At 65.6% G+C, this 14,528-nt stretch carries 12 protein-coding genes; 7 read left to right on the forward strand and 5 right to left on the reverse strand.

What is annotated here, in order from left to right:
• Window positions 1–7: 7 nt before the first annotated feature.
• From ACZYZF_RS24175 to ACZYZF_RS24195, 5 genes are read right to left on the reverse strand one after another with little or no spacing between them, the layout of a single operon-like run.
• Window positions 8–1,501 carry an acyl-CoA synthetase gene (locus ACZYZF_RS24175; protein ID WP_463837027.1) on the reverse strand — a complete coding sequence of 498 codons (1,494 nt, stop codon included), beginning with the start codon at window positions 1,499–1,501 and terminating at the stop codon, window positions 8–10.
• The gene (locus ACZYZF_RS24180) at window positions 1,498–2,271 is read right to left on the reverse strand and encodes an SDR family NAD(P)-dependent oxidoreductase (protein WP_463837028.1); all 774 of its coding nucleotides are present in this window, start codon (window positions 2,269–2,271) and stop codon (window positions 1,498–1,500) included. The genes ACZYZF_RS24175 and ACZYZF_RS24180 overlap by 4 nt, the downstream gene beginning before the upstream one ends.
• A gap of 5 nt (window positions 2,272–2,276) precedes the next feature.
• The gene (locus ACZYZF_RS24185) at window positions 2,277–3,830 is read right to left on the reverse strand and encodes an AMP-binding protein (protein WP_463837029.1); all 1,554 of its coding nucleotides are present in this window, start codon (window positions 3,828–3,830) and stop codon (window positions 2,277–2,279) included.
• A 21-nt stretch (window positions 3,831–3,851) separates the two neighbouring features.
• Window positions 3,852–4,589, reverse strand: a complete 738-nt coding sequence (locus tag ACZYZF_RS24190) for a GntR family transcriptional regulator (protein ID WP_463747196.1) — start codon at window positions 4,587–4,589, stop codon at window positions 3,852–3,854.
• Between the two features lie 8 nt (window positions 4,590–4,597).
• Window positions 4,598–6,196: an SMP-30/gluconolactonase/LRE family protein gene (locus ACZYZF_RS24195; RefSeq protein WP_463837030.1), complete on the reverse strand. Its 1,599-nt coding sequence runs from the start codon at window positions 6,194–6,196 to the stop codon at window positions 4,598–4,600.
• 153 nt (window positions 6,197–6,349) lie between these two features.
• Between ACZYZF_RS24195 and ACZYZF_RS24200 the strand changes: the two genes are divergently transcribed.
• The 7 genes from ACZYZF_RS24200 (at window position 6,350) to ACZYZF_RS24230 (ending at window position 14,528) form a co-directional block, all read left to right on the forward strand.
• On the forward strand, window positions 6,350–7,195 hold the full coding sequence (locus ACZYZF_RS24200; protein WP_463837032.1) for an SDR family NAD(P)-dependent oxidoreductase: 846 nt from the start codon (window positions 6,350–6,352) through the stop codon (window positions 7,193–7,195).
• On the forward strand, window positions 7,195–8,538 hold the full coding sequence (locus tag ACZYZF_RS24205) for an aromatic ring-hydroxylating oxygenase subunit alpha (RefSeq protein WP_463747199.1): 1,344 nt from the start codon (window positions 7,195–7,197) through the stop codon (window positions 8,536–8,538). The genes ACZYZF_RS24200 and ACZYZF_RS24205 overlap by 1 nt, the downstream gene beginning before the upstream one ends.
• Before the next feature lie 66 nt (window positions 8,539–8,604).
• Complete coding sequence (locus ACZYZF_RS24210; RefSeq protein ID WP_463747200.1) at window positions 8,605–9,777, forward strand: LLM class flavin-dependent oxidoreductase; 1,173 nt, start codon at window positions 8,605–8,607, stop codon at window positions 9,775–9,777.
• Window positions 9,774–11,624: a flavin-containing monooxygenase gene (locus tag ACZYZF_RS24215; protein ID WP_463837034.1), complete on the forward strand. Its 1,851-nt coding sequence runs from the start codon at window positions 9,774–9,776 to the stop codon at window positions 11,622–11,624. Before ACZYZF_RS24210 ends, ACZYZF_RS24215 begins: the two co-directional genes overlap by 4 nt.
• Complete coding sequence (locus ACZYZF_RS24220; RefSeq protein ID WP_463837036.1) at window positions 11,621–12,463, forward strand: TauD/TfdA dioxygenase family protein; 843 nt, start codon at window positions 11,621–11,623, stop codon at window positions 12,461–12,463. The genes ACZYZF_RS24215 and ACZYZF_RS24220 overlap by 4 nt, the downstream gene beginning before the upstream one ends.
• The gene (locus ACZYZF_RS24225) at window positions 12,460–13,380 is read left to right on the forward strand and encodes an SDR family NAD(P)-dependent oxidoreductase (RefSeq protein WP_463837038.1); all 921 of its coding nucleotides are present in this window, start codon (window positions 12,460–12,462) and stop codon (window positions 13,378–13,380) included. The genes ACZYZF_RS24220 and ACZYZF_RS24225 overlap by 4 nt, the downstream gene beginning before the upstream one ends.
• The gene (locus tag ACZYZF_RS24230; protein ID WP_463747204.1) at window positions 13,377–14,528 is read left to right on the forward strand and encodes a CaiB/BaiF CoA transferase family protein; all 1,152 of its coding nucleotides are present in this window, start codon (window positions 13,377–13,379) and stop codon (window positions 14,526–14,528) included. Before ACZYZF_RS24225 ends, ACZYZF_RS24230 begins: the two co-directional genes overlap by 4 nt.

Genomic DNA, 14,528 nt, shown 5'->3' on the forward strand with positions numbered 1-14,528 from the left:
GGCGCAATCAAACCAGGCGCGCGCGCAGTTCGCGCTTGAGCACCTTGCCGTAGCTGTTCTTCGGTAGTGCGTCGATGAACTCGTACCGCTTGGGTCGCTTGAACCGGGCGATCCGTTCCAGCAGATGCGCGTCGAGCGCAGCGGCGTCGGCGCTGTTCGTTTCGGAGCACACCACGAACGCGACCACCACCTCGCCCCAATCGGCGTCCGGCGCGCCGACGACGCCGGCCTCGACCACATCGGGATGTTCCAGCAGAGCCTCTTCCACCTCGCGCGGATAGATGTTGCTGCCCCCGCTGATCACCACGTCCTTGGACCGGTCACGCAGGGTGAGATAGCCACGGGCATCGAAGGAACCCATGTCGCCGGTGTGCAGCCAGCCGCCTTTGAGCGTGGCGGTGGTGGCGGCCGGGTTGTTCCAGTAGCCGGACATGACGACGTCGCCGCGGCAGACGATCTCACCGATCCCGTCCATGGCTGCGGGCTCGCCCGTCTCGGTCAGCACGGCGACCTCCACGCCGGAGCGCGGATAGCCCACCGAGCCGAGGATCGCGTCGTCGGCTGTGTCGATGGCTACGACGTGATCTGCCCGGCGCAGCCCCGTGATCGTCATCGGTGCCTCGCCCTGCCCATAGAGCTGCACGAAAATCGGCCCGTAGGCGGCCAGCGCCTTTTTGAGGCTGTCGACGTACATCGGCCCGCCCCCGTAGACCACGGTTTTCAGGTTCTCCGGGCGGGGCCTGCCGGTCTGGATCAGGCGCTGCACCATGGTCGGCGCCAGAAATGCGCTGCTGCCCGGATGATGGCCGCACAGGTCCAGGAACTCGTCGGGTTCGAACGCGGCAGATTCGGGCACTACCTGACGGGCACCGCGTAGCACGTACGGCGGGATGTAAAGGCCCGAACCATGCGACATCGGGGCGCCGTGGATCAGGCTGCAGTTCTCGTCCGGATCGTCGAAATCGGCCAGGTGCGCCACTGTCATCGCCATCAGATTGCGGTGGGACAGCATGGCGCCCTTGGACTTTCCGGTGGTACCGCTGGTGTAGAACAGCCACGCCAGGGTATCCGGATCGGTCGCCGGCGGGGTCGCCGGCTCGGCGTTGAACAGGTCCGAGTAGGACTGGCTGCCAATCGTTTCGACGGGGGCCTCGATGCCGGCAGCCAAGCCGTCGGTGATCTTGGCCGAGGCAAACACCTGCGCCGCACCGGAATCCGCCACGATGTCGGCCATCTCGCGGGGATGCAGCTTGTAGTTGATCGGCACGAATACGCATTCAGCCGCCCAGATGGCGAACATCAGCTCGACGATCTCGGGCCGGTTCTCGCTCGCGACGGCGATGCGGGTGCCGCGATCGCCGAGGGTCTTCAGCGCGGTGGCCAGCCGTAGCACGCGATCACGTAACTGTGCCCACGTCAGTAATTGACGTTCGCCGAGGAAAACCGCGCCGCTGTCGCCGAATCTCGCCGCGGCCTGATCGAGTACGGCGAAGACATTCATTGGGCGGTCCACTTTGCGTTCAGTGCGAAATCGGACAGGTACTTCGTCGAGCTCCAACCGCCGTCGACGACGATGGTCTGTCCGTTGATGAAGCTGCCGCCCTCGGAGCACAGGAATGCCACGGTGGACGCGATGTCCTGGACCCGGCCCAGTCGGGTGTGCGGGGTCATCTCGGTCTGCATCTTGCGGAAGCCCGGGTCGTCGAGGCGCTTTTCGACCATCGGCGTGACGGTGACGCCCGGGGCGACCGCGTTGCAGCGGATGCCCTGGGCGCCGTACTGGCAGGCGATGTGAGTGGTCAGCGCCGTCAACCCGCCCTTGGCCGCCGAGTATGCCCCGCCGCGCAATCCGCCGACGACCGCGAATGTCGAGGTGATGTTGATGATCGCCGAACCGGGCGCCATGTGCGGTATCACGTCGCGGGCCAACCGAAATGGTGCGCGCAGCATGATCCCGAGGAAGTAGTCCAGGGTTGCGTCATCGGTTTCGTGCAGGGGCTTGGGGCTGCCCACACCGGCATTGTTGATGAGAAAGTCGATGCGGCCCCAGCGGGTCAGCGCAGCCTCGACGATGCGTTGTGGGGCATCGTCGGCGGTGAGGTCGACGGACAGCGTGGCGATCAGGTCCGGATCGCGGACAGCCTTGGCCAGTTCGCCGAGCCGCTCCTCATCGCGTCCGGTGCCGAGCACGGCTATTCCGGCCTCGGCAAGCGTGGTGGCACAGCCGAACCCGATGCCGCTGCTGGCTCCGGTGACGATCGCAACCTGCATTGTGGTCAACCCTTCAGCGTCGCTCGAATGTGGTGCTTGAGCACCTTGCCCGCATCGTTCTTCGGCAGGGCATCCCAGACCTCCACCCGCTCGGGCGATTTGAACCGGGCCAGCCCGTGCTCGGCCAGCACCCGGCCCACGTCGGCCACGCCGGGGTGCCGGCCATCGGCCGTCACCAGTACGGCGCAGGCCCGTTCCCCGGTACGTTCATCGGGCAGACCGACCACGGCCGCCTCGACGATGCCGAGTTGACCGACCAGGATGTCTTCGACTTCCTTGGGTGAGATGTTCTCACCGTTGCGGATGATGAGGTCTTTGGCCCGTCCCGTCACCTGCAGGTATTCGCCGTCCACCCAGCGGCCGAGGTCCCCGGTGCGGAAAAAGCCGTCCTCGTCGAAGGATTCGATCTCGTCCTCGGAGTGCAGATAACCCTGCAGCATCTGTGGACCGCGGGCCCGGATCTCGCCGGAGACGAGCCGCACCTCGGCGATCCCGGGCCGGCCGTCGGTCTCGGCGGCGTACTCGACCGCGCCCGGGTCCAGTGAGCCGACGGTGGTGACCGGAACCTCGGTGGAGCCGTACACGCGGCTGACGACAGCCCGGTCGAAGTAGTCAGACGCCCGCCGGATGAGCGATGGCGGTACCGACGCGCCACCACAGATGAACACCTTGAGAGCAGGCAGTCGGGTGCCGGCCCGTTCGGCGGCAACGAGCAGTTGTTCCAGAAACGGTGTCGCCCCGGCCATGTGGGTACACCCGTGTTCGGACATCAGTGCCACGCCGCCGTCGGCGTTCCAGCGCTGCATCAGCACCGCCGTGCTGCCCAGCAGCAGCGGGCATTCGAAGGCGTAGATCGAGCCGCCGATGTGCGCGATGGGGGAGGGCACCAGGAAGGTGTCACCGGGGTCGATCATCCAGTGTTCGCCCAACTGGCGGATCAGAGCGTTGATCGAGTTGTGGCTGTGCAGTACGCCTTTGGGGCGCCCGGTGGTGCCGGAGGTGTACATGATCATCCGGATGTCGTCCGGGTCGAGCGTCGGGAGATCCCGATCCGGCACATCGTGCAGGGCGGTGAATGCCCGGTGTGGTCCCGGATCGCCCCGCAGCACCATGACTTCCGGAGGTGCGTCCAGCTGTGTGCAGACCCGGGTGAGCATTGCCGCGTAGTCGTGGTTGCCGAACTGGGCGGGGATGAAGATTGCTCGGCTGCGTGCGTCATCCAGGATGAAGCACAGTTCCCGGTCCCGCAGTGAGGGCAGGATCGGGTTGACCACCATGCCGGCCAGCGTGGCGCCCAGATAGATGATCGCGGCCTCGTGCCAGTTGGGCAGCATGAAGGAGACCACGCTGCCCTGGGGCATCCACCCGGTCAGTTGCAGGGCCAGAGCCTGTGCCCGGGTGTGTAATTCGTGGGCGGTCAGCGTGATGTCCGCGTCGATCACCAGAACCCGACCGGGGCTGTCACGCGCCGCGTCGGCGAGCGCGTCGGCCAGGGTGGTGGACACCCACAGCCCGCGGGCGTAGGCGTCGGCCGCGCGGGCTTGGTCTCTGTGGCCCACAGCGTTCCTTCGCACCGCGCCTCAGCCCTTGACCCGGCGCATCGTCATAGCATGCCGGAACCGGTCCGAGGGGTGGGTGTTGACGGTGACCTGGGCGACCTCCCCGTCGGAGGTGGTGTACGTCCGTTGCATCTGCAGGGCCGCCGAACCGGGGGCGACCTTGAGGGCGGCGGCGAGTTCATCGGTCGCTGAGATCGCTGAAATTACCTGGTGCACTTCGATGATGCTGACCCCGAACAGATCCTCGATCAGTGGGAAGATCGGCCCGGAGTGCCGTTGCAGCAGCCGGCCGACCCCGGCGAAGCCGCGGTTGATGTAGTACTCGGTACGGCATACCGGTGCCGCACCGTCGTCGGCCTGGCGGTAGCCCCGCACAGCCAGCCACTGCTCGCCGAGGGGGAGCCCGGTGCGCTCGGCCAACTCGCCGTCGATCGTGACCATGGCGTTGGACTCGATGGTGAACTGGGCGCCGGTGGCGAACGCCAGCAGGTCATTGATCGAGACCACGTCCTGGGCATAGGTATTCGCTGCGGCCCGGGGCGCCACGGTGGTTCCGGCCCGTGGTCGCGAGGTGACCAGGTTGTCGTCGCGCAACCGCCGCAGTGCTTCGCGTACGGTGTAGCGGCTGACCTCGAAGCGCTCGCAGAGTTCGTGTTCGGTGGGCAGTTGTGAGCCCACCGGGTAGACCCCGTCGACGATCTCCTTGCGCAGGGTGCGTGCCACCTGAAGGTATCGGTGGTCGGCCGGTGTGACTGTCATGTTCTTGTTCAGTCCCGGCGCAGCGCCAGCACGCTGCCGTCGCCGTCACCTGAGATGTAGAGCGTCCCATCGGCTCCCGCGGTGATCCCGGCAAACGGGCCCTGCGGGCCGGAGAACGGCGGCATGCCCTTCAGGGGTTTTGGCGTTACCCCCGGTGGCGGCCCGACCGGCAGCCCGGCGGCGATGACGGTGCGGGCAGCGTTGTCCAGGTCGTACTCGACAACCTCTTTGGCGCCGGAGTCGACGATGTACAGCGCACCGTCGCGCACCAGAATGCCGTGCGGTGTGTGCAATCCATCGACGAGTGGCCTGACCTCGCCACCATTCACGCTCACGACGGCGCCGGCCACCGACACCAGCGGCGCACCATCGGGTCCGATCGCGACCCCGACAGGAGTGTCGAGTCCCGAGGCCAGGACCGTGACGGATCCGTCGCGTACCGAAAGCAGCCGTCCCGCGCCCTGTTCGACCACCAACACCGAGCCGTCGGGGGCCGGCGTCACGCCGTAGGGCTGGTCGATACCGCCAGCGAGTACCTCGCTCACCTCCTCCTGGGCGCCTTCGGGGCGGAAACGAGCCACGGTGTCGGCGGCGGTGGTGACGATGAATTCGCCTGGACCCGAGGCGGTCACGCCGCGGAGGAACCCTGGGTAGCCGGGTGAGAACAGCATGGCGACGGTCTGCAGTGCCCCGTCTGGGCCGACCCGGTAGAAGTAGGTGCCGTCGGCGATGTACAACGCGCCGTCGGTGCCCACGGTCAGATCCAGCGGCCAGTTCAACCCGCCAGGCAGCAGTGCTTTGGCGCCGCTGGACGAGATCTCGGTGATCTCACCGGTGAAGTTGGAGACGAACAACCGGTCCCCGACGAAGGTGCAGTTGTCCAGGCCGGGGTTCAACTGCGCCAGCAGTGTCTGCTCGCCGTTGCGCGGGTCGATGCGCAGCACCTGGCCGCTGGCAACCTGGGTGGAGACGATCTGGCCGTCGGCGTCGAACTTGACCGAGTCCGGAACCCCGAGCCCGCCTGCCACCACCTGGGGCTCACCTCCATCAGGGTCCAACCGCCAGATCTCGTTGGCGCCCATCACGGGGAAATAGAGCAGCCCGTCGGGGCCGACCTCCATGGCGTTGGGCGAGGGCACGTCCTCCAGCAGGATGCGCGGGGTGCCACCGGCCAGGTCGAACTCCATGAGCCGGCCGCCCTCGCGGCACTCGCCGACGAACAACCGACCCTGGTGGAACGTGATGCCGTTGGCCGACGGGATGTCGTCGCGCAGCACACGTGTGCGACCTCCGGCCTCGCGCACGCTGACCCGGCCGTCCATCACCTCGGTGGCATACAGGTTGCCGTCGGCATCGAACGCGACGTCGTCGGGAGCGATGATGTCGCCGCCCTTGGCGCTGACGGTTTCCAATCGCCCGGTCGCCGGGTCGAGGGCGCTGATCTGACTGCCGGTCACCTGGGCGATGTAGATCCGTCCGTCGGCGCCGGTGCGCAGGCCGTTCGCGCCGAAAAGCCTGCTGGGTGCGGTGACCTGCTCCAGCTTCCAATTCCCGGCGACCGTGGGGTTTGCGGTGTACCTGGCATCAGATACCGATAGCGCGCTCATGACCTCGGACGTTAGCAACTCCACGTAGTCCAGACAATAGCGGTCCATATGTTCATATCGGCCCTTGACGGTGCATAAGTGCTGGGGAATAGTGTTCTCCAATATGAAGATCGCAATATGTTGTCCGGACAAATAGGTCGATAAGGGTCACGTATGGAGAGCTCCCTGAGCCTGGACGGCCGGGTCGTGGTGGTGTCGGGTGCCGGCGGTGGCGGCATCGGCACCACGGTCACGCGAATGGCGGCCGAGGCCGGGGCCACGGTCGTGGCGGTGAGTCGATCGCAGGACAACCTCGACACGCACATTGCACCGCTGGCCGACAAGGGCCTGAATGTGGTGACAGTGGCGGCCGATGCGTCGACGGACGACGGCATCGCGATGGTCCTCGACACCGCACGACGGGCGGACGGCACGCTCTACGGGTTGGTCAACGTCGCCGGCGGCGCCGCCCCGTCGACCTGGATGCCGGCCACGCGGGTGTCACGCGCCGACTGGCGGGAATTGTTCACCGCGAACCTGGAAACCATGTTCTTCATGAGTCAGGCCGTCGCGGGGGCGCTACGCGCGGAGGGCACTCCAGGCTCGATCGTGTCGGTGTCCTCGATCAGCGGGATGAACACTGCGCCGTATCACGTCGCCTACGGCACCGCGAAGGCCGCGATCGTCGCGGCGACCCGCACTATGGCGGCCGAGCTTGCCGCAGAAGGGATCCGGGTCAACGCCGTCGCCCCCGGCGTCACCGAAACCGCGGCATCGGCAACCTATGTCGACGCTGACCCGGACCGTGACCACCGGGCCATCGCGATGGGCCGGCGCGGAACCCCCGAGGAGCAGGCCGGGGCCATCCTGTTTCTGCTCTCCGATCTGTCGAGCTACATCACCGGCCAGACCATCCTGGTCGACGGTGGGCTCAACCTGCGCTGGACTCATCTCGGCGCCGACAATACCTCGCTGTTCCTCAAGGACGACGACTTCCGCGCGGCCATAAGGAGGCATTAGTGACCGAAGAGCTTTCCAGCCCCGTGACCATCGGGGTCGATGCCTACATCTCACCGGAATACGCGCGTAACGAGCGGGATCGGTTGTGGCGCAAGGTGTGGCAGCAGGTCGGCCGCGTCGAGGACCTGCCGGAGGTAGGCAGCTACCTCACCTACGACATTCTCGACGATTCAATTCTCATCGTACGAACGGGCGTGGACACCTTCGCCGCGCACCACAACGTCTGCATGCACCGTGGACGGCGTCTGATCGACACGCCTGCCGGCGCCAAGAACGCCTGCGCCCGCACTCGCAAGTCGTTCATGTGCGGGTTCCACGGCTGGACGTACGACCTCGAGGGCGCCTGCACCCATATCCGTGAGCAGGACGACTGGCAGGGCACCCTGACCCCGGAGAACACCCACCTGGCCTCGATCCGGGTCGACACCTGGGGTGGCTGGCTGTTCATCAACATGGACCCCGACTGTGAACCGCTGGCGGACTTCCTGTTTCCGGCGGCCAAGATCCTCGACCCGTTCGGTCTGGAGAACATGCGCTACAAGTGGCGCAAATGGCTGAAGTTCGACTGCAACTGGAAAGTCGCGATGGAGGCTTTCAACGAGACCTACCACGTGTTCACCACCCACCCCGAGTTCAACAAGTTCGGTGAGTTCAAGGGCTGGGCCAAGGCGCAGGGCAAACACTCCAACATCGGCTATGACGCGCCGAAGGACATGGAGGAGACCAAGTCCAAGATCCGGCTCGGCACCGGTGATCCCCGCATCTCCACAGCTGAGATGCAGGTCTACACCATGGAAGAGACCAACGCGACCACCACGCAGACACTGGTCAACGCCGCCAAACGACTCGTCGACGAACTGCCCGAAGGCACGCCCGCCGACAAGGTGCTCGAGCATTGGCTGTCCTCGGCTCGTCGCGATGACGAGGCCCGCGGCGTGGTCTGGCCGACCATCCCGCCCGACATCCTCGGGCAGAGCGGCACCGCCTGGCAGATCTTCCCGAACTTCCAGATCGGCCAGGGCCTGACCAGTGCGCTGTGCTACAGCGCCCGCCCTGATCCGAGCTACGACCCGGACAAGTGCATCTTCGAGGTGAGCGTGTTCGAGCTCTACCCCAAAGGGGAAGAGCCGCAGACCGAATGGGAGTACACCCCGGCCGACAGCCCGAACTGGCGCTCGGTGCTGCCTCAGGACTTCTCGAACATGGCCGCTGTGCAGCAGGGCATGAAGTCGGCAGGATTTCCGGGCACCAAGCCCAATCCGTACCGCGAACGCAGCACCGTCAACCTGCATCACCAACTTTCCAAGTACATGGGCACCGGAGAGCCCACCGAGATCCAGTGATTTGTGTGCATTCACCGGCGGTCAGCGCCGCTAAACGCACACAAATCGCCCAATAAGGAGCGAAACATGAAGGTCAATCTGGGTACCGGGGCGCAGAACTCCCACGACTGGGAGCGCGTGCTCGCCGGCGACTTCAGCACCCCGCCCGCCACACCGGACTACAAGTGCGTGCAGGCCGCGCTGGCACTCGGCGACCTCGCCGAACCGCTGGGCTTCGACGGGATCTGGTTCCCCGAGCACCATGGGACGCCATATGGCATGACGCCCAACCCGATTCAGGCCCTGACCTATTTCGCCGGACGCACCGAGCGGGTCAGCCTGGGCACCTTCGTGGCGGTGGTGCCGTGGTGGAACCCGATCCGGCTGGCCACTCAGATCGCCTATCTCGACATCGTCTCCAATGGCCGCTACACCACGATCGGCCTGGGGCGTGGGGTGTCCAAGGGTGAGTTCGCCGCGGTCGGCGTGCCCCGCGAAGAGAGCCGCGACCGCTTCAACGAGACGCTGGACATCCTCAAGCTGGCCTTCTCCGGCGAACGATTCTCCTATGAGGGCAAGATCTTCAGCTTCCCGGAGATGTCGCTGCGCCCCGAGCCGATCAGCACCGACTTGTTCGATCGCATCTACAGCTCGTCCTCGACCGCCGAGTCGCTGGAGATCCTGTCCCGGCGCGGCATGGTTCCGCTGTTCGTGGGCAACAAGCCCATCACCGACGCGGGTGAGGAAGTGCGCAAGGTCAACACCTTCCGTGCCGAGGAGGGGCTGGGGCCCTGTCAGCCCAAGAACGTGATGTTCATGTACTGCGTGGGTTCCGAGGATGAGGTCGCTCAAACGGAAGAGTGGATCTGGACTGCCAACCGGGACGTCAATGTGCACTACGGTTTCGCCGACGCGTCGAACTTCAAGGGTGTCAAGGGATACGAGGCCTACGCCGCCCGCGAAGCCAGCGCGACGGCCGTGCTGGCCTCGGAGGTCGGCAACCAGAAGAAGGGCGGCCCGCCCGGATACCACGCCTCCAACCTGCTGATCGGCACGCCCGAGACGGTGTTCACCAAGCTCAAGGCCGCGCAGGAAGCCTGCTCGTTTGCCGAGGTCACCATCGTCCCGCAGTTCGGCACGATGCCGTACGAGAAGGCCATGGAGTCCACCAAGCTGTTCGCCGCCGAGGTGCTGCCCGCGGTGCACGACATGCCCGCGCCGCTGCATGCCGCGGCGCTGCCCGAAAAGGCCAACGTATGAGCCAAACTCAGAAAGGTTGCGGGCCCACCGAAACCCCCACCGACATCGACATCGACGCGATCCGGGAGAAGTACGCCGCCGAGCGGGCCAAGCGGCTGCGGACCGAAGGTGCCGACCAGTACCTGGAGCTGGAAGGCGAATTCGCCGAGTTCTACGAGGTCGACCCCTACACCACGGTGACCGAACGTGATCCGATCGTCGAGGAGGCCGACGTCGTAATCCTGGGCGGCGGCTTCGCCGGCCTGCTGGCCGGGGCGTATTTGAAGAAGGCCGGTGTCGAGGGGATCCGTGTCATCGAGATGGCCGGCGACTTCGGTGGGGTTTGGTACTGGAACCGCTTTCCCGGAATCCAGTGCGACAACGATGCCTACTGCTACATCCCGCTGCTCGAAGAGCTCGACTTCATGCCGAGCAAGAAATTCGCCGACGGCGCCGAGATCCTCCAGCACTGCCGCAACATCGGCAAGCACTTCGGGCTGTACGACGGTGCGCTTTTCTCCACCCAGGTGCGTGAACTGCGCTGGGACGACGCGACGCAGCGCTGGCAGATCAGCACCGACCGGGGCGACGAAATCCGGGCCCGGTTCGTGGTCATGGCGCAAGGCTCCTACAACCGTCCGAAGCTGCCGGGTATCCCCGGGATCAAGGACTTTTCGGGTCATGTGTTCCATTCCGCGCGTTGGGATTACAACTACACGGGCGGCGACGCTGACGGCGGCCTGCACAAGTTGGCCGACAAGCGCGTCGCTCTCGTCGGCACCGGTGCAACGGGAATCCAGTTGGTACCGCACCTCGGCCGCGATGCCCAGCAACTGTTCGTCTTCCAGCGCACACCGTCCTCAGTTGATGCGCGGTCCAACCCAGCCACCGATCCGGCATGGGCTGCGTCGCTGCAACCGGGTTGGCAGGAAGAACGAAAGCGCAACTTCCACAACTGGTCGCCGTTCGTCGGGGTGGTGTTCGGTGAGCCTGACCTGGTGTGCGACTTCTGGACCGAGCTCGGGCGCAATCTGACCGCCCGGATCGCCGCCAGCGATGACCCGGCAGCAGTGACCATCGAGCAGATCATGGCCTTCCGCGAAGAGGAAGACTTCAAGATCATGGAGCGGCTGCGCCGACTCGTCGGTGAGATCGTCGAGGATCCCGCGACGGCTGAGGCGTTGAAGCCGTACTACCGCTTCATGTGCAAGCGGCCGACTTCCAGCGAGCAGTATCTGGCCACGTTCAACCGACCCAACGTGAAACTCGTCGACGTCTCGGCCACCAAGGGCGTGGAACGGCTGACCGAGAAGGGCATCGTTGCCGACGGTGTCGAATACGAGGTCGACTGCGTGATCTTCGCGAGCGGTTTCGAGATCTCCACCGAGATCAGCCGCCGGTTCGCGATCGAGCGCATCGTCGGGCGTGGAGGGCTCGAGCTGTTCGACTACTGGCAGAACGACTACAAGACACTGCACGGCATGACCAGCCGCGGATTCCCCAACCAGTTCTTCATGGGCTTCATTCAGGGCGGCGTGTCGGCCAACACCACGGCAATGTTCGAACAGCAGGCCAAGCACATCGCCTACATCATCGGCGAGGCGCAGAACCGGGGTGCCACTACCGTGGAGCCCAGCCAGGAGGGCCAGGATACCTGGGTGTCGACGGTTCGTGAACTGTCGATCGACAACTCGGCGTTTGAATTGTCTTGCACGCCTGGCTACTACAACAACGAAGGACGCGGTGGCGCGGAACGCAACGGCGCCTTCCTGGGCGATTTCTATTCGCCGGGCTTCTACGCCTTCGACGATCTGATCGCGGAATGGCGCGCCAAGGGCGATCTCGACGGATTAGAGCTCACCACATGACGACGACGACCGCGCTCGAAACCCGGGACATCAAGCCGCGCATCGGAACCGAGATCCGCGCCGACAAGGCCACGCTGCTCTCCGGCGAGCATGCCGGGCGCATCCGGGAGCTGCTTGAGCAGCGCGGGGTGCTGGTGTTCCCGCAGATCGGGTTCACCGACGACGAGCAGATCGCGTTCACCGAGACCCTCGGCACGTTCGCCGCCGAGAACCAGGGCGGAAAGCTCTACAAGGTGTCGCTGGACACCGAGGTGAACAAGCAGGCCGACTATCTGAAGGGCTCGCTGTACTGGCACATCGACGGCACCATGAACGAGGTGCCGATCCTGGCCTCGCTGCTGCAGAGCGTGGCATTGGGTAACCCCGAGGAGGGCGACACCGAGTTCTGCAACACCTATGCCGCCTATGACGACCTATCCGACGAGGACAAGGCCGACATCGAGGGGCTGCGGGTGATGCACTCGGCGTGGAACACGCTGTTCTACTACGACCCTGAACCGAGTGCGAAGTCATTGCGCCGCATGATGGCGATCGGTGACCGCGAGCTGCCGTTGGTGTGGACGCATCAGTCCGGCCGCAAGTCGCTGTTGCTCGGCGCGACCGCACGCCACATCGTGGACGCCGACGGCCCGATCGACTTCCGGAGAAGCATCGAACTGCTGGTGCGGCTGCGGGATTGGGCCACTCAGCCAGATTTCACCTACCGGCACCGCTGGACCGTCGGAGATCTAGTGATCTGGGACAACACCGGGACCATGCACCGGGCCACCCCATACGACCCGATGTCCGGTCGGTTGTTGCAGCGCACCAAGCTCGAAGGCGAGGAACCGTTCGCTTGAGCACACTCAGATTCGACGAGCGCGTCGCCGTCATCACCGGTGCAGGCCGGGGCCTGGGCCGTGAGTATGCGCTGCTGCTGGCCTCGAAGGGGGCGAAGGTCGTCGTCAACGACCCAGGTGGCAGTCTCGCCGGGGACGGCGCCGACGCGGCGCCGGCGCAGCAGGTGGTCGACGAAATTGTTTCGGCCGGTGGAGAAGCCGTCGCCGTCACTGATTCGGTGGCCACCGCCGAAGGCGGTCAGGCGATCATCGGCAAGGCAGTCGAGCACTTCGGCCGCGTCGACATCCTGATCCACAACGCGGGCACGGTGCGCCGTGGCTCGTTGAAGGAGATGACGTACGACGACTTCGATGCGGTGCTCGACGTGCATCTGCGCGGTGCGTTCCACGTTGTGCGCCCGGCATTTCCACTGATGTGCGAGGCCGGCTACGGCCGGATGGTGCTGACCTCGTCGATCGGCGGGCTGTACGGCAACCATGAGGTGGCCAACTACGCCGCGGCCAAGGCCGGGATCCTCGGGCTGTGCAATGTGGTGGCACTGGAGGGTGCTGCCGAGGGCGTCGTGTGCAATGCGATAGTGCCGGGCGCGGTGACCAGGATGGCCGAGGGGCTTGACACCTCGGCGTACCCGCCGATGGGTGCGAACCTGGTGGCACCGGCCGTGGGCTGGCTGGCGCATGACTCCTGCTCGGTGACCGGTGAATTCTTCGTGGCGATCGCCGGAAGGCTGGCCCGCGCCGTCATCGCTGAGTCGCCAGGCGTGTATCGGCCATCGTGGACCGTGGAGGAGGTCGGCGAGCAGATCGACCGCATCCGCGACGTCAGCGAACCCGTGATCTTCCCGGTCGTCCCCGACGGGCATTCCGAGCACATCCGCTACAGCTTCGGTCGAGCGGTGGAGGGGGTCCGATCATGACAACCGGTCCACTGCAAGGGGTTCGGGTCATCGACCTCACGGCCATGGTGATGGGTCCGTACTGCACGCAGATCATGGCCGACATGGGCGCCGACGTCATCAAGGTGGAGACGCCGGCGGGGGACAACACCCGCTACATCTCGGTCGGACCCGCGCCGGGCATGAGCGGGGTGTTCGTCAACGTCAACCGCGGCAAGCGCAGCGTGGTGCTGGATCTGCGATCGGAGCAGGGCAAGGCCGACCTGCGGGCGCTGATCGCCGATGCCGATGTGTTCATCCACTCGATGCGGGCCAAGGCCGTCGCCAAGCTCGGCTTCGGATATGACGATGTGGCCGCGATCAACCCGGGCATCGTGTACACAAACTGCTATGGCTACGGCCGGCGCGGCCCGGACGCCGACCGCCCGGCGTACGACGACACCATTCAGGCCGAGTGCGGATTGCCTGCGGTGCAACAGCAATTGACCGGTGAGGCCTCCTATGTCGGCACCATCATGGCCGACAAGGTGGCCGGCCTGACCGCGCTCTACGCCACCACCATGGCGTTGTTCCACCGTGAGCGCACCGGCGAGGGGCAGGAGGTCGAGGTCAGCATGTTCGAGACCATGGCCTCCTTCATGCTGGTCGAACATGCCAACGGCGCCATGTTCGACCCTCCGCTGGGGCCTGCGATCTATCCCCGGGCGGTCACCCCGAACCGCAGGCCGTATGAGACCAAGGACGGTCACATCGCGGCGCTGATCTACAACGACAAGCATTGGAACACCTTCATCGACCGGGTGCAGCCGAGCTGGAATGGCCCCGAGTTCGCCACCTTGGAGCAGCGGGCCCGCCAGATCGACACGGTATACGGCTTGGTGGCCCAGACGCTCAAGGAGCGCACCACCGCGGAGTGGCTGGATCTGTTCGCGGAGTTGGAGATTCCGGCGGCGCCGATGCTCACACCCGATGAGCTGTTCGAGAACGAGCACCTCAACGCCGTCGGGTTGTTCGAGAGCGTCGACACCCAGCACGGTCGGGTGCGCATGCCCGGCGTGCCCACCTGGTTCTCCAGGACACCGGGCCGGATCGCGGGGTACGCACCGGAACTGGGCGCGGACACCGCCGCAGTGCTCGCCGAGTTGGACGCGCGAAATATCGCCGGCTGA

This window comes from Mycobacterium sp. IDUB_24 (genome assembly GCF_055419385.1).

What these genes read in the sequence shown, in the direction of transcription:
- ACZYZF_RS24175 (WP_463837027.1), bottom strand. Translation starts at nt 1,501, where the DNA reads ATGAATGTCTTCGCCGTACTCGATCAGGCCGCGGCGAGATTCGGCGAC.
- ACZYZF_RS24180 (WP_463837028.1), bottom strand. Translation starts at nt 2,271, where the DNA reads ATGCAGGTTGCGATCGTCACCGGAGCCAGCAGCGGCATCGGGTTCGGC.
- ACZYZF_RS24190 (WP_463747196.1), bottom strand. Translation starts at nt 4,589, where the DNA reads ATGACAGTCACACCGGCCGACCACCGATACCTTCAGGTGGCACGCACC.
- ACZYZF_RS24195 (WP_463837030.1), bottom strand. Translation starts at nt 6,196, where the DNA reads ATGAGCGCGCTATCGGTATCTGATGCCAGGTACACCGCAAACCCCACG.
- ACZYZF_RS24200 (WP_463837032.1), top strand. Translation starts at nt 6,350, where the DNA reads ATGGAGAGCTCCCTGAGCCTGGACGGCCGGGTCGTGGTGGTGTCGGGT.
- ACZYZF_RS24210 (WP_463747200.1), top strand. Translation starts at nt 8,605, where the DNA reads ATGAAGGTCAATCTGGGTACCGGGGCGCAGAACTCCCACGACTGGGAG.
- ACZYZF_RS24215 (WP_463837034.1), top strand. Translation starts at nt 9,774, where the DNA reads ATGAGCCAAACTCAGAAAGGTTGCGGGCCCACCGAAACCCCCACCGAC.
- ACZYZF_RS24220 (WP_463837036.1), top strand. Translation starts at nt 11,621, where the DNA reads ATGACGACGACGACCGCGCTCGAAACCCGGGACATCAAGCCGCGCATC.
- ACZYZF_RS24230 (WP_463747204.1), top strand. Translation starts at nt 13,377, where the DNA reads ATGACAACCGGTCCACTGCAAGGGGTTCGGGTCATCGACCTCACGGCC.